Below are 25,754 nucleotides of genomic sequence, written 5' to 3' on the forward strand. Positions count from 1 at the left end.
TCCGTGAAGCGCCTCCGGTGCCTTGACTAGAGAAGTCCCTAAAACTATGTTGCGCGCGACTTCAGAGCGGGCTGGAACAGGCTTGAAGCCCTGCCGTTTACAACTCCAAAGAGTTCTGGCAATGCCAGTATGGAGACAAAGGGTGGGGATTTGGCCATGACCGGCAACCGTAACGATAGTCTGGATGAGCGCCGCAAGCGCCTTGCCAATGAGTTGGCAAAGGTGAAGGCGGAGGACGACGCGGAAGCGCGGACGGAGCAGAACGCAGCGGAGACCCGCAAGGGTTTCGCAATGGCGATCAAGCTTTCCTCCGAGTTCATTTCCGCAGTCATCGTCGGCGCGATGCTGGGTTATCTTCTGGACCATTTTGCGGGCACGTCACCGTGGGGGATGATCGTTCTTCTTCTTCTGGGTTTCTGTGCAGGGGTGCTGAATGTTTTGCGTTCCGCTGGAGTGGTGGCCAAGCCGCCGCTTCTCGAAGGTGGACTGGGAAAAGACAAGGGTGGAGAGCAGGGCGACTAATTCGCTCCTTTCCATAGACAGTTAAGTGCCGTCATGCGCGGCAACAGGTAAAGAGGGCAGCCGGTGGCAAACGATCCGACGCATCAGTTCATTGTACAGCCGATCATCCCGATTGAGATCGGTGGCGTGGATTTTTCGTTCACCAACGCGTCTCTGTTCATGGTTGCCACTGTCGCTGCCGCTTCCGGTTTTCTGTATTTCGCAACGTCCAACCGCGGTCTGATTCCTGGCCGTATGCAGTCCGTTGCTGAAATGTCCTACGAATTCATCGCCTCCATGTTGCGCGAAGGTGCTGGCAAGAAGGGAATGGTCTTCTTCCCATTCGTCTTCTCGCTGTTCATGTTCGTTCTGACGGCAAACCTTCTGGGCATGTTCCCATACTTCTTCACCGTCACCAGCCAGATCATCGTGACCTTTGCACTGTCGTGCCTCGTCATCGGAACTGTCGTCGTTTACGGTTTCTATAAGCACGGCCTGCATTTCCTCGGCATCTTCGCGCCGCAGGGTGTTCCAGCGGTTCTTCTGCCGCTTGTGTCGTCGATCGAAATCATCTCCTTCCTGTCGCGTCCGATCAGCCTTTCCGTTCGTCTCTTTGCGAACATGCTGGCCGGTCACATCACGCTGAAGGTCTTCTCGGGCTTCGTCGCTTCCATGGGTGCCTTGGGCGCGCTTGGTATCGGTGGCGCAATCCTGCCACTCATCATGACGGTCGCAATGACCGGTCTGGAATTTCTCGTCGCCTTCCTGCAGGCATACGTCTTCGCGGTACTGACTTGCATGTACCTGAACGACGCCGTGCATGGCGGTCACTGAGAAGTAAAGTCGCTGGCCCCGGAAACCGGGTGTCAAAAATAGCCGCAACAACCCATTCTAAGGAGCTTAACATGGAAGCGGAAGCAGCAAAGTACATCGGCGCAGGTCTCGCATGCCTCGGCATGGCTGGTACGTCCCTCGCTCTCGGCCGTATCTTCGGCGATTTCTTGTCGGGCGCACTGCGCAACCCGTCTGCCGCTGACAGCCAGTTCGGCCGTCTGGTATTCGGCTTTGCCGTTACGGAAGCTTTGGGCATCTTCTCGTTGCTCGTCGCTCTCCTTCTCCTGTTCGCTGTCTAATATCGGCATCAGGTATGGATCACGGCTCGCACCGCGTGCCGTGATCCTTCGCATTTGCACTACCCCTGGAGGTGAGCATGTTCGTGACCGAGGCTTTGGCCCAGTCAGCACCGGCGACAAGTGAAACGAATACCGGAACTCCGGCTATCGGTCAGACCGCCCCGGAAGTAACACACACGGAAACCGGAGTGGCACAGGATGCCGGTCACGGGTCGCCTGTGTTTCCACCGTTCGATCAGTCCACTTACGCATCCCAGCTTTTGTGGCTGGCCATTACGTTCGGCCTTTTCTACGTGCTCATGAAGAAGGTCATCGTGCCGCGCGTTGGCGGAATTCTCGAAGACCGTCACGGCCGTATCGCACAGGACCTCGATGAAGCATCCCGGCTCAAAGCCGAGGCAGACGCTGCCATCGAAACCTACGAAAAAGAATTGAGCGCGGCGCGCGCCAAGGCCGGTTCCATTGCCGCTGCCGCCCGCGACGCCGCGAAAGTCAAGGCAGATGCAGATCGCGCCGCAATCGAAGCTGACCTTTCCCAAAAGGTCGCAGCGGCGGAAGCGCGCATTGAAACGATCAAGCAGCAGGCCTTTGCCGACGTCGGCACCATTGCCGAGGAAACCGCGACCGCGATCGTCGATCAGCTGATCGGCCTCAAGGTCAAGGATACGGATGCGAAGGCCGCAGTGGCCGCCGTATCCGTTGTGAAGGGAGCTTGATATGGCGTTCGATGCAACATTTTTTGCCCTCGTCGGTCTTATCCTTTTCTTCGTTCTGATTGCCTATCTCAAGGTGCCAGGCATGCTGGCAAGCTCGCTTGATGAGCGGGCTGGCAACATCAAGGAAGAACTCGCTGAAGCCAAGCGCCTGCGTGAAGAGGCTCAGCATCTGCTGGCCGAATATCAGCGCAAGCGCAAGGAAGCCGAAGCCGATGCAGCCAATATCATTGCGGCTGCAGAACGCGAAGCGGCTGCCCTGACCGCCGAAGCCAAGGTGAAGACGGAAGAGTTTGTCGCCCGTCGCAACGCTCTGTCGGAACAGAAGATCAAACAGGCGGAAACAGACGCGATTGGCGCCGTCCGTTCCGCCGCCGTCGATCTTGCGATTGCCGCGTCTGAGAAGATTCTTGCTGAAAAGACCAACGCTGCTGCAAAGGCCAAGCTTTTCAGCACTGCGGTGAGCGAAGTCAAGACGCGCTTGAATTAAGAACATACGGTCGGCGGCGTTAGAGCCGCACCCGTTTCGAAGATCTTTAGCCCCGCTGAGCAATCGGCGGGGTTTTTCATTTGTGTATTGCGCGTTGATAGCGGTGAGAATTGATCGCAGATACTCTGTGCTATCCCTTGCCCAAGAAGTTCATAAGTGGCTCGGGGCTGACTATTCGGTGTTGCTTCGTATGTGAAGTTGCAGCAGAGGAAGAAGGATCCACTATATTAATAAAATGAAATTTAATGAAATATCAATAATTAAAAAGCAATATATTTACGCATTCAGGGCGCGGATTGTATTTATAGCAATGTTCGGCGAATTCCAGCCTTCGTCCACTAGCAAGTCTTGGATGAAGAAATACTGCCTTTGCATCGTCAGATATCCACTTTGAGGGACTATTATGAAACTATCCATTGGTGTTGTTCTTGCTGGTCTCTCAGGTGTCATGTTGTTGGTTGCAGGTGTGGAGGGAATGGCCTCGATTTCCTCCTTCAACCAGATCAGGGGCGGCATCGACACCATCGTGGATAGCCGCGTTCCATCCTTTATTTTGTTGGGCAAGATTAAAGGTGAACTCGGCGATGTTCGCAATGCGCAAGGCTCGATCTTAACGTCTACACCCGATGGCTGGCCACGATTTGAAGGAGAATTGCAGGCATCACGTACGGCGCTAGATGCGGATTTGCGTACGTATAAGAGTTATCTCGTTGACGAGGCGGACAAAAAGTATTTCGCCTCATTCGATGAGAAATGGAAACTGTCAGAAGCGCGCTGGGACAACGTCAAGGCCCTGCTGACAGATGGAAAGACTGAGGAAGCGCGGTCAAGTTTTGTCGGTGATGAACTAGCGGCGTTTAGTGACGCAAAGAGCGTGTTGCAGGCCGCAGTGGATGATATGGAAAAAGATGTCCAGGGTGAGGGTGAATTCACAAAGCAGACTGTCGAATCCGCCATCACGATCAACTACATCTCACTCGGTATTGCGCTTGCCATCGGCGTCGGCGCTGCTCTCTTCGGAAATTTCCATCTCGCCAGACCGCTGGTGCGGATGACTGGTGTGATGCGGCGTCTTTCGGATGGTGACACGGATATCACCATTCCTGGAAGTGGCAGAAAAGACGAGATCGGTTCGATGGCGGGAGCTGTCGAGGTCTTCCGTCAGGGCGCTATCGAGAACAAACGTCTGGAAGCGCAGACGGAAACAAACCGCCAGCAAGCTGAGATCGAGCGTCTTGCCACCCAGCAGAAAGCCGAAGCTGACGCAGAGGAAAGACTGCGGATTGCCACATCTGGACTGGCGGATGGCCTGCGACGCTTGGCATCCGGCGATCTCGCCTTCCAGATCAATGACGTCTTCGCGCCGGATTTTGAACCGTTGCGTCAAGACTTCAACCGATCGCTCAAGCAATTGGGCGCCACCATGTCGGAAATCGCCCATTCCATTGACGCCATGAACAACGGTACACGCGAAATTGCGGATGGATCGGTTGACCTGTCGAAACGGACGGAACAACAGGCCGCGACGCTGGAGGAAACCGCTGCCGCTCTCGATCAGATCACCGTCAATGTTAGTAACTCCACCAAACGTGTGCACGAAGCACGCGGTGCAGCAACAGAAGCAAACCGCGCAGCCAAAGTGTCGGGTGATGTTGTCGCGACCGCTGTCGATGCGATGCACCGGATAGAACAATCGTCAGGCCAAATCTCCAACATCATCGTCGTTATCGACGAGATCGCGTTCCAGACCAATCTTCTGGCGCTCAACGCTGGTGTTGAGGCCGCTCGTGCAGGCGAAGCAGGCAAGGGCTTTGCGGTCGTGGCCCAGGAGGTGCGTGAACTCGCACAACGGTCTGCCAAAGCTGCCAAGGAAATCAAGGAATTGATCGGCAAGTCGTCGATCGAAGTCGAGAACGGCGTCAATCTCGTACGACAGACTGGTGATGCGTTGAAAACCATCGAAAGCCATGTGACCGTCATGAACGAACACATGGGCGCAATTGCCTCCTCCGCTCAAGAGCAGGCAACGGGTTTGGCGGAGCTCAACACAGCCGTCAATCAGATGGACCAGACCACCCAGCAGAATGCTGCGATGGTGGAAGAGACGACCTCCGCGACATCGGCGCTGGCAAGCGAAAGCGAAAAGTTGCGGACGCTTCTGCAGCAATTCCAGCTGGCCCAACTGGGATCGCAGGGTCGCGATCATGGTGTTTACGAGATGAGGCGCGCTGGCTGATAGACCGCGCTCACTCCATCCGCATGGGACGGAAACTCATGCGGTGAAGCGGGCATGCGCCATTGGTCTCGATCGCGCGCAGATGTGCCGGTGTGCCGTATCCCGCATGCGCTTCAAAACCATAGGCCGGATAGATTGATCCGGCCTTTTCCATCATCCTGTCCCGCGTCACCTTCGCGACGATGGAGGCGGCGGCAATCGAAACCGACCGCGCATCGCCCTTGATGACCGCTTTGCCGAGGCAGGAAATGCCGGGCGGAATATCACGCCCATCGGCCAGCACCAGAGCGGGCGCAGTCTGAAGTCCAAGCACTGCCCGGCGCATGGCATCCAGGCTGGCCTTCAGAATGTTCATGCGGTCGATAAGCAGAGGTCCGGATGAGGCGATGGAAACGATGGATGTTTCCAGAATCTTCTCAAACAGAAACGCACGACGCGCCTTGGACAGCTTTTTTGAATCGTTTAGCCCATCGGGAATGTTGTCGGGATCGAGAATGACGGCGGCGGCAACGACGGGTCCGGCCAGCGGGCCGCGCCCGGCTTCATCCGTTCCGGCCACCGGCCACTCACCACGCTGTTTCGCTTCAAGCTCCAGACTGAAATCCGGGCCGGTGTTTGCAAAGTCAAAGAGGGCAGGAGAATCGGATGCTGTGCGTCGTTTCATTGGCGGAAACTGACACAGGCAACCGATCTCCTGCAAGCCCCCGGTCGCAGGGTGTGCAGCAACCCACGGGGCGGAGGGGTGCTGGCTGAGGTCTCATGACCTCCAAGCTCTTCCATCGGGGCGGAAAGAGCAAACCCATGCGAGGCGGCAGATCACCGGGGGCATACAACCCGTAGCGCAGGGCATAGACGCTAGGGGTATTCTTGAATATCAGCCAGAACCGATCTCCGATTTCAGGCTTTTCCGATTGGGCGGCAAGCGCAATTTCGTAACGCCCGCCGAGATTTCAACCAACATATTGGCCTCGACTATCAAAGCAGTGACAATTGCACGCCTGCACCTCCGGGCGCGATAAACAGATCGTCGCGAAGATGAAGGCCACGGCGGATGAGCCCAAGCCTCTTTGTCGTCATTTCGAAACGGCGACCGATCTGCCATGCGTAGGGACCGGCGCCCTTCATCCGCTTGCCGAATTCGGCGTCGTAGTCCTTGCCATCGCGCATGGAGCGCACCAGCGACATGACATGCTGGTAGCGATGCGGATAGTTGCGCAGCAGCCATTCGCGAAACAGGGGGCTGACCTCCAGCGGCAGTCGCAGCAGCACGTAGGACGCTTCCGTTGCTCCCGCCGCTTTTCCGGCTTCCAGCACCCGTTCGATTTCGTGATCGTTCAGCGCTGGAATGACAGGCGCCATCATGACGGCGGTGGGTATTCCCGCATCTGTCAGCGTCTTGATCGCTTCCAGCCGCTTGGTGGGCGTGGAGGCACGAGGCTCCATGCTGCGGGCAAGCTTCCGGTCCAGCGTCGTCACCGAAATACCGACCTTCACAAGCCCTTTCGCGGCCATGGGGGCGAGGATATCGATATCGCGGGTAATCAGCCCTGATTTGGTGACGATGGCGACGGGGTGTTCTGCTTTTGCCAACACCTCGAGGATCTGCCGCATGATGCGCCATTCCCGCTCGATCGGCTGGTAAGGATCGGTGTTGGTCCCGATGGCAATCACCCTTGCCTTGTATCCCGGCTTGCCAAGTTCCCGTTCCAGCAGCTTTGCGGCATCCGGTTTGGCAAACAGCTTGGCCTCGAAATCCAGTCCGGCGGATAGGCCCATATAGCTGTGACTGGGTCTCGCAAAACAATAGATGCAGCCATGCTCGCATCCTCGATAAGGATTGATGGACCGGTCAAAGGGAATGTCTGGCGAATCGTTGCGCGTAATGATCGTGCGCGGTTTTTCCACCTGCACCTCGGTGCGAAACTCAGGGAGCTCCTCTATGATCTGCCAGCCATCATCAACGGCTTCATGCTGAAGGGCTTCGAAACGCCCACCGGGATTGATGCCCGCACCACGCCCGCGACGGCGATCGATCTCGATCCGAAGACCGGATGCATCGGCCAGCGCATTGGCAATATCTGGCGTATGGCCCGGCTGGAATGCAGCCTGCCCGGAAAGCACGTGTTGTCTCATCTGGATGCTCCTGACCGGCCTGAACCAGCTTTGTGGATGTCATGATTCTTAGATCAATCATGAGAACAATACAAGAACAAAATGCGGAAACGCGTGATAGCTATTTCTTTTGCATTGCGGTAGGAATCTCATCGATGAATTATGGTAGCGGCGCAGGTTTTTCTGTTTTATTGCTCTCCAGGGATCACACACTGATAGACATATGTTGACAATCATCATGGAATGCCGGGATCAGGAGCCGGAGCTTGCTCATACTCTCGCTACGCTCGTCTCGGGCGCGGTGGAGGGGTTGATCAGTGACGTCATCGTACTCGATCATGCCTCCAGCGACGGATCGTCGCGTGTGGCCGAGGCCGCGGGCTGCCGCTTTCATACGGAATGGGACATCAAGGATATCATCGCCTCGGCGCGCGGCGAGTGGATATTGATGATGGAACCGGGTAGCCGTCCGCAAAGCGGCTGGATCGCGGATATCAGCGAATACATGGCGCTGAGCAAGCTTCCTGCGCGCTTTGCACCTTCGCGTCACTATCGCCCATCGTTTTTATCGCGGTTCGTCCAGCGCAGACCGCCACTGGAATATGGTCTGTTGTTAGGGAAGCCCGAAGCGCTGTCGATTGCCAAGTCCGGCATGAGGCTCGACCATTTCCCGAAATCGCAGAAAACCCGTCGCCTCAGCGCCGAACTGATTCCATCATGGGTGCTGCGCTCAGCCCGCTAGTCGGCCCTAAGCCTGACCGCGCTTCAGATGTTCGTCCAGACGCGGCATGATTTCCACGAAATTGCAGGGCATGTGGCGGTAATCCAGCTGCGCTTTCAAAATCCCATCCCACGCATCCTTGCACGCACCGGGAGAGCCGGGTAGCACGAAGATGAAGGTAGAATTCGCCAATCCCGCCGTCGCGCGCGATTGGATGGTGGATGTGTTGATCTTGTCATAGGAAATACGGTGAAACACCGCTGAAAAGCCATCCATCCGCTTTTCAAACATGGGCTCCAGTGCGTCGGGCGTCACGTCGCGTCCGGTAAAGCCTGTGCCGCCAGTGGTAATGACCACGTCGATCTCATCGGATAGCGTCCAGCGTCGCACCTGCGCTTCTATAGCCACTTTGTCATCCGCGACGATAGCGCGGTCCACAAGTGCATGCCCAGCCTCGGCAATGCGGGCAACCAGCGTATCGCCTGATTTGTCGTCGGCAAGTGTACGGGTATCGGACACGGTCAGAACCGCGATACCGACGGGAATAAACGCTCGTTCAACAGTCATCTCGCAAATCCGCCTATGGTTTTCGTTGCCTGAACATACCAGTCTGGCCGTTGCTGGCGAAGACATGTGGTTGCCGTTTCGGCGTCTTCGATTGTCGCAAAAATCCCGAAGCAAGTCGCACCGGAACCGGACATCCGCACGATGGCGGCACCCGCATTCGCCAACAGATCTGATGCCAAGGAGATATCCGGTAAAACGACCCGCGCAGGCGGCTCGAGATCATTGCGGCTTTTCCCGATGAAATTTATCCACGTCCCGTCACCGCGCGCTCCAAGCGGGGGATTGCTCTTATCCGTCAAACGTTTGAAAATCTCGGGCGTCGAGACACCCTTCAGCGGATTGACGAGAACGAGCGGCAACACAGGCATGTCATCGATGATGGTGATGTCCTCACCGATTCCGCGCGCCATCAGCGGTCTGCTGGCCAGGCACATCGGCACGTCTGCCCCAAGTTTCAGAGCAATGTCTGCGAGCTTGACGTCCGATAGGTCTACGCTCCAGTGGCGGGAAAGCCCCCGTATCGTAGCTGCTGCGTCGGCGGAGCCACCGCCGATACCGGAAGACACAGGGAGATTTTTCTCAAGATGGATGGCGACCGACGACGTGTCCGGACCCGCTGCTTTACGTAGCAAATCCCGCGCTCGTAACACAAGATTGTCTCCCGCATTCCCGTGCAAAAGAACATCAGCGAATGGTCCTGAGATCGAAAATCCATCTTCCAGCGCATCTTGAATACGAATGACGTCACCTGCCTCGGTAAAAGTCACCAGCGTATCCAGCAGGTGATATCCATCTGCCCGCTGGCCCGTCACGTGCAGGGCAAGATTGATCTTGGCGGGAGCGGCTTCCGTTGTTTCGACCGCTCCCATAGGCTCATGCGAAAGCATGGCGCATCAGGACTTCTTGTCCGGGGCAGGGGCTGGTGCGACAGGTGGCTGCGGCATTGGCTGATCCTTCTTGGCGGTGTTCTGCGCATCCTTTTCCAGAGCTGGCAGGCCGTTTGCGATCTTTTCCTTCACCTTGGCCTTATCGACATCGTCGCTTTCACCAATCAGCGCGCGGTTCCACTGGTAGACGGCCTCGATCTTGCGGCCGACGCGCCAATAGGCATCGCCCAGATGGTCGTTGATGGTGGGGTCACCGGCGCGCAGCTCGATGGCGCGTTCCAGTTCCGTCACCGCCTCATCAAAGGCGCCTAGGCGGAAATGCGCCCAGCCGAGCGAGTCGACGATGTAGCCGTCATTCGGTCGCAGCTCGACCGCACGGCGGATCATGTCGATCCCTTGATCGAGATTCATATTCTTGTCCACCCAGGAATAGCCCAAATAGTTCAGAACCTGGGGTTGTTCCGGGTTCAGTTCCAGCGCACGCTTGAAGTCTGGTTCTGCCTTGTCCCACTGCTTCAGGCGCTCATAGGCAATGGCGCGCTGGAAGAAGATCGTCCAGTCGGTCTTCTTTGGAACAGCACCGATGACCTCGACAGCCTTGTCGTAATTGGCCGCCATCGCCGCATAATCCTTGGCATCGGACAGAACAGAGCCATAGGCTAGGTAGGAACGGATGTCGGACGGATCGGATTCCAAAAGGGATTTGAGATGCTTGCGCGCCTCTTCCACCTTGTCCGTCTGCGCCAGCGTCAGGCCCAGCTGCAGTTCCGATATGCGGTGCATCGGCGAATCGGCTGGAACCTCGCGATAGAACGCAATTGCACGGTCCGGCTGCTTTTGCGCTTCTGCGAGCCCGCCCAGAAGAATCAGCGTATCGGCACTTTTCGGGTCGAGCGCACGTGATGTCTGAAGGTAAAGCGTGACGATTTCTTCCGCGCCCTCGCGGTTCAACGCACCGGCGATGGAGAACATGACGGCCGCCGCACCCTCGACGGGCGTCTGCACCTGTTGTTCGGGCTTCTCACCCTTTTCGATGCTCTGGCGCAAGGCCTTCAGCGGCGCATAGTTCGGCGCGAACGTGTCGCCGACAGAGATCGTGTCAAGAGCCTTCTGCTTGTTGCCGGCATTGGCTTCCAGCCGGGCGAGCGCCATCACGGCGCGCATATAGGTGTCGGTGGCGGTTGCTCCGCCTTCACGGTCGGTCACGGCGTCGTTCAGGCTCTTGCGGGCCGCGTCGGTGTTGCCGGTGGCCAGCGCGATCGCACCGGCATGGTATTTCTGGAAGATCGAGATCCAGCCTGGACCCTTCATACCATTGACCAGAGCCAGCGCTTCCTTGCCCTTGCCGGCACCGGCGCGGGCCCAGGCGGTCAACAGCGTGTTGACCATGCGGTCCAGATCGTTGGGGCCGGTGTATTTCAGAATCTTTTCCGCGCTGGAAAATTCCTTGTGCTTGATGGCGGCAAGCGCGCGAATGATGGTGGTTACACGCTCGACGGACGAATCGTCCTTCAGGCTGTCGGCAATTTTCGCACCCGCCTCGAAATCACCACTGAGCAGCTGCGCAATCATCAGGCGCTGGCGGATTTCAACGTTGGCTGTGTCGAAATCCAGGGCTTTCTGGTAAAGCGTGATGGCTGTGGCATAATCCTGATCCACATCGGCTGTGCGAGCTGCCAGAAACGCGCCGGAGAACGTGTTGACCTTCGCAGGATCGAACGTAACGGTCTCGGCAGCCTTGCCTGCTGGCGTCGTCTCGGCAAAAGCGGTAGAGCCTGCACCAAGAGAAATGACGGCAATGAACGCCGCGCCGCAGAGAAGACGAAATGCTGGTTTGCGCCGCATGAAGGAACCTTTGCTTTTGTGCATATGCACCGAAAAATCAGTTTCCCGCCTTACAGTTCGGGGCAAATCCGTTGCACCAGAACGCTGTAATGCTTGAATTGAGCTAGAACGCGTGAATCGGAAACGATTCCCGCAATCACATATCACGTCACGATAGAATGGCTTTTTTGGAGCAAGCCTGCAAGAAATTCCGCCCGTGATTTCGGTTTCGTGACATGTCTGAATCGCCGAACAGCAACGGAGAGGGTCCGCAATGCTCCAAAAACCGTCTCAGTTCACGCGCTCGATGCAAAAGTCGATAACTTCCATCAGGGCTTTCTTCCACGGGCTTTGCGGCAGCGGCGCCAGCGCATCGCGCGCAATGGTGCCATAGTGGTTGGCGCGGGTGATGGTGTCGGCCAGACCATTGTATTTCTTGATCAGGCCGAGCGCCTTCTCCAGATTTTCATCCGTGCTTTCGCCCTGCTCGATCGCGCGTTTCCAGAATTCGCGCTCCTCTGCCGTGCCGCGGCGATAGGACAGAATGACCGGTAGCGTAATCTTGCCTTCGCGGAAATCGTCCCCAGTATTCTTGCCGAGATCGGCGGCTTTGCCGCCATAATCCAGCACGTCGTCCACCAGCTGGAAGGCGAGGCCAAGGTTCATGCCATAGGACTTCAGCGCGCTGCGGGTCGCCTTGTCGGTCTTGGCAACGATCGGGCCCACTTCCGCTGCGGCGGCGAAAAGTGCTGCTGTCTTGGCACGGATGACCTGAAGGTAATCGTCCTCGGTCGTTTCCATATTCTTGGCAACGGAAAGCTGAAGAACCTCGCCCTCTGCAATGACCGAAGCGGCGGTCGACAGCACGTCCAGAGCATCCAGCGAGCCGACATCGACCATCATGCGGAAAGCCTGGCCGAGAAGGAAATCACCGACCAGCACGCTGGCCTGATTGCCCCAGATGGTGCGGGCGGTGGATTTACCACGGCGCAGATCGCTCTCATCTACAACGTCGTCATGCAAAAGCGTGGCTGTGTGCATGAATTCCACGCTGGTCGCCAGTTTGATGTGGTGGTCGCCCTGATAGTTGAACATGGCGGCAGAGGCGAGCGTCAGCATCGGCCGAAGGCGCTTTCCGCCCGACGAGATCAGATGGTTGGCCACCTCAGGTATCATCTGGACATCGGAACCCGCTTTGGAGAGGATAAGCTGGTTGACCCTTTCCATGTCTGGCCGTGTCAGGTCGACAAGCGGCTTGACGGATGCGAGTTTGTTTTTGCTTTCTTCAAGCGGTATGACGACGCCCAACGGACCGGACTCCTGTTCGATATTGGCGCCGACAATAGAAAGCGGCAGTGCAGGCGGCAAGGGGCGAATTGTCTCACACCGTTCAAAAAGATGGTATTTGGGGTGGAAACTGACCTATGCGTGAACTGATCCGTACAAACGACGCCGTTCTCCTGTCCTTTGCACAGAGCCTGATGAAGGATGCGGGCATTCACAGCCTTATTGCCGATCAGGGAATGAGTATTCTCGAAGGCTCTCTCGGGCTTTTGCCGCGTCGTTTCCTGGTGGAGGAGGAACGGGGAGACGAGGCGCGTCGTATCCTGATCGATGCCGGGCTGGCAGACGAGCTTCGCGAAGACACGGTCTGAAACCCAATGGCAGCTAACGTTTCAGAAACAGTCGATGCGTTTCATCGCGGTCGCTTTCAAATATTGCAGCCAAAGGGCAGGGGCCACAGGGCCGGCATGGATGCCATGCTGCTCGCCTCTTTGGTGGCTGACGATAGGGCATGTCGCGTCGCCGATCTCGGTGCCGGTGCCGGTGCCGCAGGCATGGCGGTGGCATCGCGTCTGGACAAGGTTGACGTGACACTCTTCGAGCGATCTCCAGAAATGGTGGATTTTGCGCGACGCAGCCTGCAACTTCCAGCGAATGCCGCCTTGGAGAAACGTATTTGCGTAAGACAGGCGGATGTCACCTTGCGTGCCGATGCCCGACGAGAGGCCGGTTTGGCGGACAATCATTTCCATCACGTCATCATGAACCCGCCCTATAACGACGCTGGCGACCGAAAGACGCCAGACGCGTTGAAAGCCGCCGCCCATGCCATGACGGATGATCTCTTCGAACATTGGCTGAGAACCGCCGCCGCCATTATGATTCCCAGCGGCCAACTGTCTCTCATCGCCCGCCCTCAACCGATATCCGAGATCATCGCGGCTTGCGGTCGTCGCTTCGGCGGCCTGGAAATAACCCTCATCCATCCGCGTGCAGGCGAAGACGCGGTGCGGATGCTCGTCACCGCGATCAAAGGATCCAAAGCCCGCCTGACCTTCCGAGCGCCGCTGACGATGCACGAAAACGATAGCCACGCATTTTTGCCGCTGGTGGATGATTTGAGCAACGGGCGGATTGGGTATCGGCGCAAGGATGGAACCACACCAGATAAAAGGCAGTGACCCTGAGGGCCAAGGCGAAGCCTCGACAGACGGGGGCCGACAAGAGCTATTGCAAGGGCAGACCCCAGCCGCCCCTCACCAAATTATCAGTGCACTCGCCATTGTCTTTGCCCCCGCCATACCCACATCGGTTCCCATAGGAATGATGATGAGGACAAAATGGCTGGATTTTTGAAGCGACTGGTGCCGAAGCGGTTTCGCAAGACGGAACTGGTCATTCCTGTGGTGCGCATGCACGGCGCTATCATGGCAGGCGGCAGTCAGTTTCGTCCGGCGCTCAATCTGGCCTCTTATGCACCGCTTCTGGACAAGGCATTTGGGATGAAAGAGGCGCCGGTTGTTGCGATCACGCTGAATTCCCCTGGCGGCTCGCCAGTTCAGTCGCGGATGATCTACAATCGCATCCGCCAGTTGGCTGAGGAAAAGAACAAGAAAGTTCTGATCTTCGTGGAGGACGTCGCAGCATCCGGCGGTTACATGATCGCTTTGGCAGGCGATGAGATTATCGCCGACCCCACCTCTATCGTCGGTTCCATCGGTGTCGTTTCCGGCGGCTTCGGCTTCCCTGAAATGCTGAAGAAGATCGGCGTCGAGCGGCGAGTCTATACGGCAGGTCAGAACAAGGCGATCCTTGACCCGTTCCAGCCCGAAAAAGAAGGCGATATCGAATATCTGAAATCGCTTCAGCTCGAAATCCATAATGTTTTCATCGACATGGTCAAGCTGCGTCGCGGTTCGAAGTTGAAGGACGATCCGGCGATCTTTTCCGGCCTGTTCTGGACCGGAATGCGTGGCCTCGACCTCGGTCTCATCGACGGTCTGGGCGATATGCGCGATGTGCTGCGCCGACGTTATGGAGACAAGGTCAAGCTGCAGTTGGTCAGCGGTGCCCGTAACTTCTTCGGCAAGAAACTGCCGGGCGTGGATCTTCGCGCCCAGTCAATCGCCGCATCCGCCGCCTCGGGGCTTGCGGAAGTGGCGGAAGAAAAGGCAATGTGGGCGCGTTACGGATTCTGATGGACAAACGATAGATGGCCCAATTGATCACGCTCGCCCTGCTTATGTTCGGGGCGATCATTCTTTACAGACGTTTCGTCGGCGATGCCAAAAAACTGTCTGAGAAAACCAAACGGCAGGAAAAAGAGCGCGAGACCGGTGCAACCGGCACGCTGATTAAAGACCCCACCACCGGAGAATACCGGGTGAAAAAGGAAGACGAGGTTTAACCCCCGTCGCAGAGGCGGCTACCAGCCGCCCCCTCCGCCACCACCACCGCCAGATCCGGACGAACCGCCACCGCTTGAGAAGCTGGAGGATGAAGACGAACTTGTCTGCTGCGGAATGGTGGACGCAATAGTCGACGCCATGGTGGAGGAGAAGCCGCCGATGCGGGTTCCGAAATTGCTGTAGTTACCGCTGTACCATCCAGGCGAATATTCTCCCGAATTAGCATCTGCCAGCCACGTCTCGAACGCGTCGCTCCAAGGCTTCTCCACGCCCAGCGCCACAGCGTATGGCAACAGCGTTTCGAAATGCTGCGGAGACATCTGCGGCGCGCCCTGCATGTTCATGCGGTCTTTTTCGGCGACCGTCAGATAGAGCCGCAATCCCTCGATACCGTCCATCAGCTTGCGGCCCAGCGGTGTCGGAGCACCCATCAGCATCAGGAATACAAGGTTGGTGGCAATGATACCCGCGACGGACATGATCGCCGGTAAATGCAGCGCTTCGAGCGTTTCCAGGGAGATGATACTGATCGCACCACCAACACCGGAGATCAGCATCGATCCCACCAGCGCCAGAACAACGATCATCCCTATGCGCTTAAGCAGAGAGCCGCCACGCGTTAACGATTTCCCGAAAAGAAGTGCAAAAATCGTTCCGACAAAGGACATGATGCCGATAACGAACATCGCAACAAGGGCTTCAGGTTCGAAATTGCCGAACACGACAACGGCGAAGACGGAGATGATGGACAGTGCAACGCCCAGCGCAATAAAACCGGCATTCGCATGGTAATATTTGCCGCTATGTTCTGTCTCGATCGCTTTGCGGAAAGCATTGCCGAGGGATACGACCCGTGAACCATTTTTTTTGTTAATCTCAAATGACATGCCCGGCTCATCGACCGTGTTGAGGATCGCTGCCTCACCCGCCTGTAACTTGCCCTCGATCGGCTTCTCGGTACGGCGAATGACGACAGAATTCTTCAAATCCTCCAGCACCACGTAACCCTTTACCGCAAGGTTCAACGACGCGGCGGAAAAAGCCGTCCAGCCACTATCGGAGAACCCGTGATGATCGACATAGTTGACGAGCGCCGGCGACAATCCCTCTGGGGCATCCCAGCGCGGCACGATGATGCCTTTGGCGGGATCGCGGCCCACGGCGGACCATGCCCTGTAATAATAAATCAGGATGAGAATGAAGCCGGAAATACCCAGAACCGAACCCAGATGGTCCTGCAACCACCAGCTCCGCTCCTGCGCAGCCGTTGGCGCATCTATCGCGCCCTTGGGTAGTTTCACTGCAATCGTCATGCCTTCGCCCTGATAGAAGGGACGTGTCGAGGCGAAGAACACTTCGTTGCCCTCGGTCATAACGCGTGCGTCCTTGCCCTTCGAACCAAGAGTTCCGGTGAAGACGGCGGTGTCGGTCGGCTGCACGCCTTGCGGCAGGGAGACGGTCGCCGAGATGTCGCGCATGGCAAACTGCCAGCCATTGCCGGTCACGTTCCAGGTTAACTCATCATAATCATCGAAATAGCGGATTTGCCGGTCGGTGGTGTAGGTTATCTGGAAAATATGGTCACCGGTGGATAGAAAGCGTTCGGCGTTGCCGGTGTAGATGCGGATGCCGCCATCTATGGTTTCCGTGCGCCAATCCTCAGGTGAACCGTCCCGCTCCACAGATTGAACGTTGAAACCGACCTTTGTCCGGTTGCCGTTTTTATCCAGCGCATAAAGCGGGAAATCACGAAAAATGCCGCGTTTGATACGGTCACCTTCGGAACGCGCCGTGATGGTTTCCGTGACCGTCAACTGACCGCTTTTAGCCACATCGACCACAGAGTGGTAGGAACTGATAAATTCTTCGGCCGCGGCGGGAAGGGCCACGTAAAGGAAGACGAAAAGTGCGAGACATCTGGCAACAATGGTCTTCACGGGCGGCCCTTTCTGTGTGTCAGTCCTGTCCGGTTTCGCTGTAGCTCACACCCAGCGAAGCCAGCGCCTTCCAGTATCCGGGATAGGTCTTTCCGACGCAAACAGGGTTCTGAATGGCGATACCGCCGGTTTTTAGTCCCGCCAGCGCAAAGCTCATGGCAATGCGGTGATCGTGGAACGTATCGATGGAGGCAGACACGGTCTGGCCAGCCAGCGCCGGGTCCGCATGCACGATCAGATCATCGCCATCTTCTTCGGCCAGCCCTATGCGGATGCCGTTGAGGCCCAGAGACAGCGCACGAATGCGGTCGCATTCCTTCACCCGCAGGTTGGCAATGCCAATGAAACGCACCGGCGTATTGTTGTAGGCTGCCAGCACAGCAATCGTCGGAATGGCGTCCTGCATCTGGGACCCATCGATTTCGGCAGGCAGATTGGGGAACTGCGCCATGACGGCATATGCCTTGGCATCCGGCTGGGTGAAGGCGTCGGCGGGTGTGCCGATATCGATCTTTCCGCCGGTCAGCAGTTCCGCGCCCCAGAGATAGGTGGCGGCGGAGGCGTCCGGCTCAATGTGGAAATCGGTGGCCGTATAGCCGGTCGGATGCACCCGCCAGATCGCGTTGCTCACCCGCTCCACCTTCGCCCCGAAGGCCTCCATGGCTGAAACGGTCAGATCGATATAACCCTTGGCGCCGATATCCTCGCCCGCCAGAATAATGTTCAGCGGCTTCGCCCCGCAAGGCGCGGCCATCAAAAGTGCCGAAACGTACTGGCTGGAAAGATTGGCGTCGATGGTGACGCTGTCCCTGGTGAAGCCGTGTCCATTGCCTTTCACCATCACCGGTGGGCAACCGGTTGGTGCCTCAGCTTCGATGCCGAGCGCGATCAACGCATCCACCAGCGGCTTGATCGGGCGTTTGCGCATATGCTCATCGCCATCCACCACAACGGTACCATTCACCGAGGCGACCGCTGCCGTTAAAAACCGCGTTGCTGTGCCAGCATTGCCGAGGAAAAGCGGCTTGTCGGGAGCGGTCAGCACGCCCTCGCTTTCCACCACGAAACTCGTCGCATCCGGCTCCGTAACCTTAACGCCCATGGCGCGCAGCGCTTCAGCCATAAACAGCGTATCATCGCTTTTCAGCGCGCCGGTCAGCAGGCTCTTGCCCTTGGCAAGACCCGCCAGAAGCAAAACGCGATTGGTGATGGATTTGGAGCCGGGCGGCTCCACCTTGCCGGAAAGCGCGTGGTCGGGCGGGGTGATGGTCAGTTCGATCATGGCTTTATCGTTTCTCAACCAGCCACATGCCGGTTCTCAATATCAGAATTTCACGGAAGGAACGGCGCGGTCCGCCTCGTTGGTGATTTCGAAATAGGGCGCTTTGGCAAAGCCGAAATTGCGGGCAACGAGGTTAGACGGGAAGCTCTCCACTTTCACGTTCAGGTCGCGTGCCGAACCATTGTAATAGCGCCGTGACATCTGGATTTCGCCTTCGATGGTCTCAAGCGATTTCTGCAATTCCAGAAAGCCCTGATTGGCCTTGAGATCGGGGTAAGCTTCTGCCAATGCAAACAGTTTGCCGAGCGCCTGAGACAGCAGACCTTCCGCCTGCGCACGTCCTTCGACATCACCAGCAGGCACGGCTTGAGCGCGGTTGCGCATGGCGACCACTTCCTCGAAGGTGCTTTTCTCGTGAGCGGCATAGCCCTTCACGGTTTCGATGAGGTTGGGAATGAGATCGGCGCGGCGCTTCAACTGCACGTCGATACCGGACCACGCCTCTTCCTTCATCTGCCGCGCCGTAACGAGGCCGTTATAGATGAAGACGACATAGACCGCGATTGCCGCGATGATTGCCAGTGCGATATACATGTCCCAGTCCCCCTCATGAAACCTTATGGTCTGGCCGGACGATAATGGTTCCGGCCTCCCATGTCATCGCCTTAAAGCCAGTCGTCAGGCCGCGTCCTTGTTCCAGTTCGCGCCGCCCGCATCCGTCATCAGGAAGGCCTCGCCGCACGCCTTGGAAAGCGTGCGAACCCGCAGGATGTAGCTCTGCCGTTCCGTCACGGAAATCACGCCGCGCGCATCCAGCAGGTTGAAAACGTGGCTGGCTTTGATGCACTGGTCATAGGCCGGAAATACGCATTTATGCAGCATCTGGTTAGCGTTATCACCGGGAGCGCCGGCATCCAGAAGCGCCTTGCATTCCTTCTCGGCGTCGATGAAGTGGCGGTGCAGCATGGCCGTGTCGGCATATTCGAAGTTGTGGCGGGAATATTCCTGTTCGGCCTGCAAAAACACGTCGCCGTAGGAAATCTTCTCTTCGCCTTCGCGGCCATTGAAGTTCAGGTCGTAGACATTGTCCACGCCCTGCACATACATGGCCAGACGTTCGAGACCATAGGTCAGCTCACCCGCAACGGGTGAACATTCGATGCCGCACACCTGCTGAAAGTAGGTGAACTGCGACACTTCCATGCCATCGCACCAGCATTCCCAGCCCAGACCCCAGGCACCCAGCGTCGGGCTTTCCCAATCGTCTTCCACGAAGCGCACATCATGCAGCAACGGATCGAGACCGATGGCCTTCAGCGAGCCGAGATAAAGCTCCTGTAGGTTGGATGGGTTCGGCTTCAGAATGACCTGATACTGGTAATAATGCTGCAAACGGTTGGGGTTTTCACCGTAACGACCATCGGATGGACGACGCGATGGCTGCACATAAGCGGCCTTCCACGGCTTGGGGCCAAGCGCCCGCAGCGTGGTCGCCGGGTGAAACGTGCCCGCGCCCACTTCCATATCGTAAGGCTGCAACACCGCGCAGCCCTTGTCGGCCCAGTAATTGTGCAGCGTCAGGATCAGCGCCTGAAAGGAACGCTTCGGGTTCATATGGTCTGGAACGTCGGTCATTGCAGTCATCACGGCCATCGAGTGTTGTCAGTAAGTGGCTACTTACTTTGGATGCGGACAGGTGCCACGGGGAAGGGTTGTGGGTCAAGAACTTCTGTGGGGTCGTTGGCGTAGAGCTTGTGGCTCACCCCCTCTGCCCGGCAGGGCAGAGGGGGGTAAGCGGCATACTCGACGCCAACTGCAGAACTCCACCCGATATTACCATTGTGCTTCCACCTCAAATTTTGCTAGCAGAGGCCAACTGAAAATCCATGATACCGGAAACGCGATATGCCTGATCTTCTGCTTGAACTCCGCTCCGAGGAAATTCCTGCGCGTATGCAGCGGAAGGCGGCTGGCGATCTGAAGAAGCTTGTCACCGATGCGCTGGTGGAAAAAGGGCTGACCTATGACGGTGCGCGGGAATACTGGACGCCGCGCCGTCTGACGCTGGACATTCGCGGCCTCAATGCGCGCTCCGCCGATGTGCGTGAAGAGAAGAAAGGCCCGCGCACCGATGCAAACGAAAAGGCCATCGAAGGCTTTCTGCGCGGCGCTGGTCTTACTGATGTTTCGCAGGCGCAGGTCGTGTCCGATCCCAAGAAGGGTGATTTCTATATCGCCATCGTCAACAAGCCCGGTCGTGCAGCGGAAGAGATCATTGCCGAAGTCATGCCCGGCATCATCCGTAAGTTTCCATGGCCCGTTTCGATGCGCTCCGGACCGGCCTCCATGCCGAAGGGCTCCAGCTACGGCGGCATCGAAGGCAAGGGTTCGGAAAGCCTGACTTGGGTGCGCCCGCTGCAATCCATCGTCTGCATGTTCGGCCCGGAGCATGATGAAACGCAGGTCATTCCCTTCGAAATCGATGGCATCGTTGCATCCAACATCACCTATGGCCACCGTTTCCACGCACCGGATGCCATCACCGTGCGCCGTTTCGAGGATTATTCCGCCAATCTGGAAAAAGCCAAGGTCATTCTCGATGCAGAGCGCCGCAAGGATATCATCCTGCACGATGCCAAGGATCTGGCCTTCGCCAACGGTCTGGACCTCGTGGAAGACGAAGGCCTGCTGGAAGAAGTCTCCGGCCTTGTGGAATGGCCGCAGGTGCTGATCGGCACCTTCGAGGAAGATTACCTCGAAATTCCCGCCGAAATCATCCGCCTGACGATCAAGACAAACCAGAAGTGCTTCGTCACCCGCCCGCAAGGCGCTGCGGAAGGCCTCTCCAACCGCTTCATTCTGGTCTCCAACATTGAAGCCAAGGACGGCGGCAAGGAAATCATCCACGGCAACGGCAAGGTCGTCCGCGCCCGCCTGTCGGACGCCAAGCACTTCTGGACTCGCGATCAGGGCGACCTGCCGGATTTGGAAACGCTAAATGCATCTGCCGCCAAGTTCGGTCTGGACCTGAAAAAGCCGCTGGACCAGCGCATGGCCAAGCTGGATGCGCTTGATGTTACCTTCCACGCCAAGCTCGGCACGCAGGGTGAGCGCGTGGCGCGCATTCGCGAACTGGCGAAAGCGCTCGCGCCGATCGTCGGTGCCGATGCCGCATTGGTGGACCGTGCCGTTGTTCTCGCCAAGGCCGACCTGCGCACCGAGGCAGTCGGTGAATTCCCCGAATTGCAAGGCCTGATGGGCCGCAAATATGCGACTTTGCAGGGTGAACAATCATCAGTCGCCGCCGCGATAGAAGATCACTGGAAGCCCAATGGCCCTTCTGACCGTCTACCGGAAGATAAGGTTGGTTTGACAGTAGCACTCGCCGACAAGCTCGACACCCTCGTCGGCTTCTGGGCCATCGATGAAAAGCCCACCGGTTCGAAAGACCCGTTTGCGTTGCGCCGTGCGGCGCTTGGTGTGGTCCGGATGATTTTGGAGCGGAATCTTCGGCTCAACATTATCGACCCGTGCCAGGTTGTTAAGCAGCAATTGCTACTTCAAAAAGTTCGATTTGAATCAAAGAAGCAGCAGGAATTGGCTGAGGAACTTATTCAGCTGGGAGTTCAGGGAGCTGAGGATATTAGAAACGCTCCAGCTCTTAGTTCCTTTGGTCAAGTTGCGGAAAAGCAAGGTAAGTGGGTTTATCGTGACGTTTTGGACCTCCTCTCTTTCTTCCACGACCGCCTGAAAGTCTACCTCCGCGATCTGGGCGCGCGCTACGATCTCATCGAAGCTGTGCTGACGCCTGAAACCGACGATCTCCTTATGGTCGCCCGTCGCGTCGAAGCGCTGACCGCTTTCGTGACCGATCAGGAGGGCATCAACCTTCTAGCTGGCACCAAGCGCGCCACGCAGCTTCTGGCGGCGGAAGAGAAGAAGGGCACTGTGGTTGCCGACAGTGTTTCGGAAGACCTGTTGAAACTCGACGCCGAAAAGGCGCTTTATGCGGCCATCAAGACGGCGTCTGCCGATGCGGCAAAGGCTGTCGAGGCGGAAGATTTCCGTTCGGCCATGCAGGCGCTGTCCACGCTGCGCGCACCGGTGGATACATTCTTCGAGGATGTGCTGGTCAACGACGAAGACGCGGCCATCCGCGCCAACCGTCTGGCGCTGTTGAAGGCCATTCGTGAAGCCACAGGAACAGTTGCTGATTTCTCGAGGATCAGTGGGTGAGTTGGTCGGGTTGCCGTCGCATATGTGGCTCACCCCCCCCTCTGTCCTGCCGGACATCTCCCCCTCAGGTGGGGAGATCAGCAGGGCGCAGGCTCGCTGGTTCATCCGCACTGTCATCATGGACCGCGTTCGCAACGTCCAAGGTGGTCGAATGCGATCCGTGGGTCGATCTCCCCACCTGAGGGGGAGATGCCCGGCAGGGCAGAGGGGGGTGAGCCGCGCATGAATACGTACAACGACAAGCCCTCCAAAATCCTCATCAGTGCTTGCCTGCTCGGCCATGCCGTTCGCTACGACGGCAAGGGCAAGGCGTTCTCGCATCCCGCCATCGAGCGTTGGAAAAGCGAAGGCAGGCTGGTGACGATCTGTCCTGAAATGGCGGGTGGCATGCCGGTTCCGCGTCCGCCTGCGGAAATCGAGAATGGGGCTTCGGGGCTCGACGTTCTGGAGGGCAGCGCGCGGGTTCTCGAAATCACCGGTGGCGATGTCACGGCGCAATTCATCGCCGGGGCGCAGAGGGCGCTGGCCTTCGCGAAAGACAATGATTGCGCCTATGCGCTGCTGATCGATGGCAGCCCGTCCTGTGGCTCGGTCGCCATCTACGACGGCTCGTTTTCCGGCCGCAAGCAGTCTGGTCACGGTGTTACTGCCGCCTTACTGAAGGAGGCGGGCATCGTCGTCTTTTCGCCTGCCGAGATCGATGCGCTGGATCAGCTGACACAATAAAACGCCGGAGATATCTCCCCGGCGTTTCATCATTTGCGGTATATCGCGTTAAAGCTGGTCAGCCTGCCATCCGCATCTGCTGACCCACGTCATGCAGAGAGGATGTCGAGGACTGCGAGACGCGGAAGGTGCGAATGAGGTTCAGCAACTCTTCGGTGTCGGCGGCCAGCGCTTCGGCCGATGCGGTCGTTTCCTCGGCCATCGCAGCATTGTGCTGGGTCGCCGCATCCAGCTGGTTGAGCGAAGAGGAGATGGAGCGCAACGTCGTGTCCTGCTCGGCTGCCGAATGGGCAATCTTGCTGACGATGTCGCTGGAAGACTTGATCTGGTCGGAAATCCGCTTCAGCGCATCGCCTGCCTCGCCAACAAGCCGCACGCCGTTTTCCACCTGCGTGGAGGAGCGGGCAATCTGTTCCTTGATTTCCTTGGCTGCTGCTGCGGATTTCTGCGCAAGCTCACGCACTTCCTGCGCGACCACGGCAAAGCCCTTGCCTGCTTCGCCAGCCCGCGCGGCTTCGACGCCAGCGTTGAGTGCCAGAAGGTTGGTCTGGAAGGCGATGCCATCGATGACGCCGATGATCTTGGAAATTTCTTCCGACGATTGCTCGATGCCGCTCATGGCGCCGATGGCCTGCTCGACGATCTTGTCGCTGCGGTTGGCATCGGTGCTGATGGAGTTGACCCGCTTTGCCGCTTCCGTTGCACCATCCGCCGTCTGGCGAACCGCAACCGTCAGCTCGTCCAAAGCGGCGGAGGTTTCCTCCAGGCTTGCGGCCTGACGTTCGGTGCGCTGCGAAAGCTCGTTGGAGGCCTTGCGAATTTCGTCCTTGGAACCACCGATATCGATGCTCTTGATATTGACCTTTTCCATCGCCGCATCCAGCTGCGACAGTGCCTCGTTGAAATTGTCGCGCAGGTCCGCATAGCGGGAGCCGAGGTCGCGGCAGCGAACGGTGAGATCGCCCCGGGCCAGCTGCGCCAGCGCATCACCGATGGTGGTAACGACACGCGCCTGAAGATCGGCCTCGTCACGCTGCATGTCCAGATTGTTCTGGCGCTCCGTGTCCAGCTGGTCCTGCTGCTCTTCCTGGCGGCGCTGCATTGTGTGGCGGTCGCGCACCTTGTGCTGCAGCGCTTCGGTGGCCTTGGCCATCAGACCGATTTCGTTTTTCATGCCTGTGTGCGGAATGGCCAGATCGACATTCTCGTTGGCGACTTCGCCTAGCGCCTTGTGAATATCGTCGAGAGGCTTGGAAATACCACGGATGACGACATAGGCGGCCAGAAGGCCCAGCAGAAACACGCCGACGCCGAAGGAGATGGCATTGATGATGGTGGAACGAACCTGCGCCTGGAGGTCATCGACATAAACGCCTGTCACGACCACGATTTGCCAAGGCTCGAACGCCATGGCGTAGGAGCTTTTCAGATAGGTATCGCCTTCCACGCCCGGTTTAGGGCCGTAAAAACTGGTCTCGCCACCACCGGCGCGCCCGAGGCGAACCAACTCGTCACGGTAGTTGAAGCCCTGGCTGTCCGGCTTGCCCTTGAAGCTTTGCCCGACGCGCTTGGGGTCGGGATGAAACAGCATCTTCACATCGTAGTCGTATCCGAACATATAGCCATCCGGCACATATTTCATGGATGTGACGATTGCGAAGGCTTGTGCCATGGCCTGTTCACGGGTCAGCGTCCCAGCCTTTTCCTTATCGTAGAACGACTGCAAAATCGAAATGGACGACTGCACCTGCGTGCGCAGCATGCCGTAGCGTTCTTCATAAATGGCATTGACGGACGACTTGATCTGAAAATAGGTCGTCAAGGCAAAGGCCGCCATCAGGGCGACCACAAGCAGGATCAATTGTCGGGAAATCGGCAGGTTTTTCATGAGCGCTCACGGGGCTGCGGCGCGTTCAACGATAACGCGACGATCTGGTGTATGTTTTGGATAAGCGCCTGATGCGCGATACCGGTGCGCTCATCGCACCTTCTGGCAGAAGATGAAGCACTATAACGCTGAATAAATATTTAAGTTTTAATCGAGAACGATAGTAAGCCGCAATTTATCGAAAGTCAGAAGCCGTTTTTCTATCGTTAGTTGCTTTTGATACTCGAGACTGACTCGAGATGGCCGATGCTACTGCGATTGTCGCAACACCAAATTATCAAAGGCCAGGGGCGTGGAAGCGTTTGCGGCGATAGGAACGACAACGTCGTTGCCGATGACGGTGTCCACCGCGGATGTCTTCACCAGCGTATCGATCGTCGGAGCGGTCTCGGCGAGTGCTGTTGCCGTATTGTCCACCGGAAGCCAGGCCGGATTTTTGCTGACATAGGTCACGGGCGAACCGCCAAGCCATGCTTCTCTACGCACAATCTGCTTTTGGCCATCCACATCGCGGATGGAAATATCCTGCATGCCGGGGGAAAGTGTCGGGGCTGCATCTGCGGGTTTGGTCTTGACCGCCACAGTCGGGCAACCCTCGCAGGTTACGAAGACCACGCTGCCGTTGCCTGTGCGGTTGCCATGGATGACGTCGATGGAAGACGCCATGGCAGAGCCGCTTGTCAGCACGATTGCGACCGTCAGCAAAGTCTTGCGCATAAGAGCCCCCGTTTCCCGCAGCCGTTCTGCCGCTTGACCGGGACAATTTTACCGAGACTTCCTTTCCATCCGGTCAGGAATTTTGGTAAATA

26 protein-coding genes are annotated in these 25,754 nt (G+C 57.5%); 14 read left to right on the forward strand and 12 right to left on the reverse strand.

Annotated elements, in window-relative coordinates:
- Positions 1-156 precede the first annotated feature (156 nt).
- From RMR21_RS02630 to RMR21_RS02655, 6 genes are all read left to right on the forward strand, one after another.
- Complete coding sequence (locus tag RMR21_RS02630; protein ID WP_498669172.1) at positions 157-522, forward strand: AtpZ/AtpI family protein; 366 nt, start codon at positions 157-159, stop codon at positions 520-522.
- 63 nt (positions 523-585) lie between these two features.
- Positions 586-1,335: a F0F1 ATP synthase subunit A gene (locus RMR21_RS02635; protein ID WP_111840962.1), complete on the forward strand. Its 750-nt coding sequence runs from the start codon at positions 586-588 to the stop codon at positions 1,333-1,335.
- 71 nt (positions 1,336-1,406) lie between these two features.
- Positions 1,407-1,634, forward strand: a complete 228-nt coding sequence (locus RMR21_RS02640) for a F0F1 ATP synthase subunit C (RefSeq protein WP_027673924.1) — start codon at positions 1,407-1,409, stop codon at positions 1,632-1,634.
- 77 nt (positions 1,635-1,711) lie between these two features.
- Complete coding sequence (locus tag RMR21_RS02645; protein ID WP_498669173.1) at positions 1,712-2,350, forward strand: F0F1 ATP synthase subunit B; 639 nt, start codon at positions 1,712-1,714, stop codon at positions 2,348-2,350.
- A 1-nt stretch (position 2,351) separates the two neighbouring features.
- The gene (locus RMR21_RS02650) at positions 2,352-2,837 is read left to right on the forward strand and encodes a F0F1 ATP synthase subunit B (RefSeq protein WP_498669174.1); all 486 of its coding nucleotides are present in this window, start codon (positions 2,352-2,354) and stop codon (positions 2,835-2,837) included.
- A gap of 403 nt (positions 2,838-3,240) precedes the next feature.
- On the forward strand, positions 3,241-5,073 hold the full coding sequence (locus RMR21_RS02655) for a HAMP domain-containing methyl-accepting chemotaxis protein (RefSeq protein WP_498669175.1): 1,833 nt from the start codon (positions 3,241-3,243) through the stop codon (positions 5,071-5,073).
- Positions 5,074-5,083: 10 nt separating this feature from the next.
- On the opposite strand, the gene rnhB is transcribed toward RMR21_RS02655, so the two are convergent.
- Both rnhB and RMR21_RS02665 read right to left on the reverse strand, forming a co-directional pair.
- Entirely contained in the window at positions 5,084-5,737 is a 654-nt protein-coding gene (gene rnhB, locus RMR21_RS02660) for a ribonuclease HII (protein WP_498669176.1), read from the reverse strand.
- A gap of 311 nt (positions 5,738-6,048) precedes the next feature.
- Complete coding sequence (locus RMR21_RS02665; RefSeq protein ID WP_498669177.1) at positions 6,049-7,206, reverse strand: PA0069 family radical SAM protein; 1,158 nt, start codon at positions 7,204-7,206, stop codon at positions 6,049-6,051.
- A gap of 202 nt (positions 7,207-7,408) precedes the next feature.
- On the opposite strand from RMR21_RS02665, the gene RMR21_RS02670 reads away from it, so the two are divergent.
- Positions 7,409-7,927: a glycosyl transferase gene (locus RMR21_RS02670; protein WP_498669178.1), complete on the forward strand. Its 519-nt coding sequence runs from the start codon at positions 7,409-7,411 to the stop codon at positions 7,925-7,927.
- A 6-nt stretch (positions 7,928-7,933) separates the two neighbouring features.
- On the opposite strand, the gene moaB is transcribed toward RMR21_RS02670, so the two are convergent.
- The 4 genes from moaB to RMR21_RS02690 all read right to left on the reverse strand — a co-directional run bounded on the left by moaB (position 7,934) and on the right by RMR21_RS02690 (position 12,492).
- Positions 7,934-8,473 (reverse strand): molybdenum cofactor biosynthesis protein B, encoded by a 540-nt coding sequence (gene moaB / locus RMR21_RS02675; RefSeq protein WP_498669179.1) that lies wholly within the window; start codon positions 8,471-8,473, stop codon positions 7,934-7,936.
- Positions 8,470-9,360, reverse strand: a complete 891-nt coding sequence (locus RMR21_RS02680) for a 4-(cytidine 5'-diphospho)-2-C-methyl-D-erythritol kinase (protein WP_498669180.1) — start codon at positions 9,358-9,360, stop codon at positions 8,470-8,472. The genes moaB and RMR21_RS02680 overlap by 4 nt, the downstream gene beginning before the upstream one ends.
- Positions 9,361-9,366: 6 nt before the next feature.
- The gene (locus tag RMR21_RS02685; protein ID WP_498669181.1) at positions 9,367-11,205 is read right to left on the reverse strand and encodes a tetratricopeptide repeat protein; all 1,839 of its coding nucleotides are present in this window, start codon (positions 11,203-11,205) and stop codon (positions 9,367-9,369) included.
- A 270-nt stretch (positions 11,206-11,475) separates the two neighbouring features.
- Positions 11,476-12,492, reverse strand: a complete 1,017-nt coding sequence (locus RMR21_RS02690; protein WP_498670221.1) for a polyprenyl synthetase family protein — start codon at positions 12,490-12,492, stop codon at positions 11,476-11,478.
- 116 nt (positions 12,493-12,608) lie between these two features.
- Between RMR21_RS02690 and RMR21_RS02695 the strand changes: the two genes are divergently transcribed.
- From RMR21_RS02695 to RMR21_RS02710, 4 genes are all read left to right on the forward strand, one after another.
- Complete coding sequence (locus tag RMR21_RS02695) at positions 12,609-12,839, forward strand: putative signal transducing protein (RefSeq protein ID WP_498669182.1); 231 nt, start codon at positions 12,609-12,611, stop codon at positions 12,837-12,839.
- A 6-nt stretch (positions 12,840-12,845) separates the two neighbouring features.
- Positions 12,846-13,649: a tRNA1(Val) (adenine(37)-N6)-methyltransferase gene (locus tag RMR21_RS02700; RefSeq protein WP_498669184.1), complete on the forward strand. Its 804-nt coding sequence runs from the start codon at positions 12,846-12,848 to the stop codon at positions 13,647-13,649.
- Positions 13,650-13,808: 159 nt separating this feature from the next.
- Positions 13,809-14,666 (forward strand): S49 family peptidase, encoded by an 858-nt coding sequence (locus tag RMR21_RS02705; RefSeq protein ID WP_498669185.1) that lies wholly within the window; start codon positions 13,809-13,811, stop codon positions 14,664-14,666.
- A gap of 14 nt (positions 14,667-14,680) precedes the next feature.
- Positions 14,681-14,875, forward strand: coding sequence for an NfeD family protein (locus RMR21_RS02710; protein WP_498669186.1), 195 nt, complete (start codon positions 14,681-14,683; stop codon positions 14,873-14,875).
- Between the two features lie 18 nt (positions 14,876-14,893).
- Here RMR21_RS02710 and RMR21_RS02715 read toward each other — a convergent pair whose 3' ends face one another.
- Entirely contained in the window at positions 14,894-16,765 is a 1,872-nt protein-coding gene (locus RMR21_RS02715) for a DUF2207 domain-containing protein (protein WP_498670222.1), read from the reverse strand.
- On the opposite strand from RMR21_RS02715, the gene tilS reads away from it, so the two are divergent.
- Positions 16,738-16,857 carry a tRNA lysidine(34) synthetase TilS gene (gene tilS, locus RMR21_RS02720; RefSeq protein ID WP_498670223.1) on the forward strand — a complete coding sequence of 40 codons (120 nt, stop codon included), beginning with the start codon at positions 16,738-16,740 and terminating at the stop codon, positions 16,855-16,857. The genes RMR21_RS02715 and tilS overlap by 28 nt on opposite strands.
- On the opposite strand, the gene RMR21_RS02725 is transcribed toward tilS, so the two are convergent.
- From RMR21_RS02725 to RMR21_RS02735, 3 genes are all read right to left on the reverse strand, one after another.
- Positions 16,833-18,095, reverse strand: coding sequence for a 3-phosphoshikimate 1-carboxyvinyltransferase (locus RMR21_RS02725; protein WP_498669187.1), 1,263 nt, complete (start codon positions 18,093-18,095; stop codon positions 16,833-16,835). The genes tilS and RMR21_RS02725 overlap by 25 nt on opposite strands.
- A 42-nt stretch (positions 18,096-18,137) precedes the next feature.
- On the reverse strand, positions 18,138-18,689 hold the full coding sequence (locus tag RMR21_RS02730; RefSeq protein ID WP_498669188.1) for a LemA family protein: 552 nt from the start codon (positions 18,687-18,689) through the stop codon (positions 18,138-18,140).
- Positions 18,690-18,773: 84 nt separating this feature from the next.
- Positions 18,774-19,730 (reverse strand): glycine--tRNA ligase subunit alpha, encoded by a 957-nt coding sequence (locus RMR21_RS02735; RefSeq protein WP_111840739.1) that lies wholly within the window; start codon positions 19,728-19,730, stop codon positions 18,774-18,776.
- Between the two features lie 270 nt (positions 19,731-20,000).
- On the opposite strand from RMR21_RS02735, the gene glyS reads away from it, so the two are divergent.
- Together glyS and RMR21_RS02745 are read left to right on the forward strand one after the other, a co-directional pair.
- Positions 20,001-22,331 carry a glycine--tRNA ligase subunit beta gene (gene glyS, locus RMR21_RS02740; RefSeq protein WP_498669190.1) on the forward strand — a complete coding sequence of 777 codons (2,331 nt, stop codon included), beginning with the start codon at positions 20,001-20,003 and terminating at the stop codon, positions 22,329-22,331.
- A gap of 222 nt (positions 22,332-22,553) precedes the next feature.
- The gene (locus RMR21_RS02745; protein WP_498669192.1) at positions 22,554-23,057 is read left to right on the forward strand and encodes a 2-thiouracil desulfurase family protein; all 504 of its coding nucleotides are present in this window, start codon (positions 22,554-22,556) and stop codon (positions 23,055-23,057) included.
- 58 nt (positions 23,058-23,115) lie between these two features.
- Here the strand turns inward: RMR21_RS02745 and RMR21_RS02750 are convergent, their stop codons facing one another.
- Together RMR21_RS02750 and RMR21_RS02755 are read right to left on the reverse strand one after the other, a co-directional pair.
- The gene (locus RMR21_RS02750; RefSeq protein WP_498669193.1) at positions 23,116-24,945 is read right to left on the reverse strand and encodes a methyl-accepting chemotaxis protein; all 1,830 of its coding nucleotides are present in this window, start codon (positions 24,943-24,945) and stop codon (positions 23,116-23,118) included.
- 249 nt (positions 24,946-25,194) lie between these two features.
- A complete protein-coding gene (locus RMR21_RS02755; RefSeq protein WP_498669194.1) occupies positions 25,195-25,662 on the reverse strand; it encodes a plant virulence effector HPE1-like domain-containing protein in 468 nt (155 codons plus the stop codon).
- Positions 25,663-25,754: the final 92 nt, after the last annotated feature.

Origin of the sequence: Agrobacterium sp. rho-8.1, from assembly GCF_033957725.1 — a bacterium.
GTDB lineage: Bacteria > Pseudomonadota > Alphaproteobacteria > Rhizobiales > Rhizobiaceae > Agrobacterium.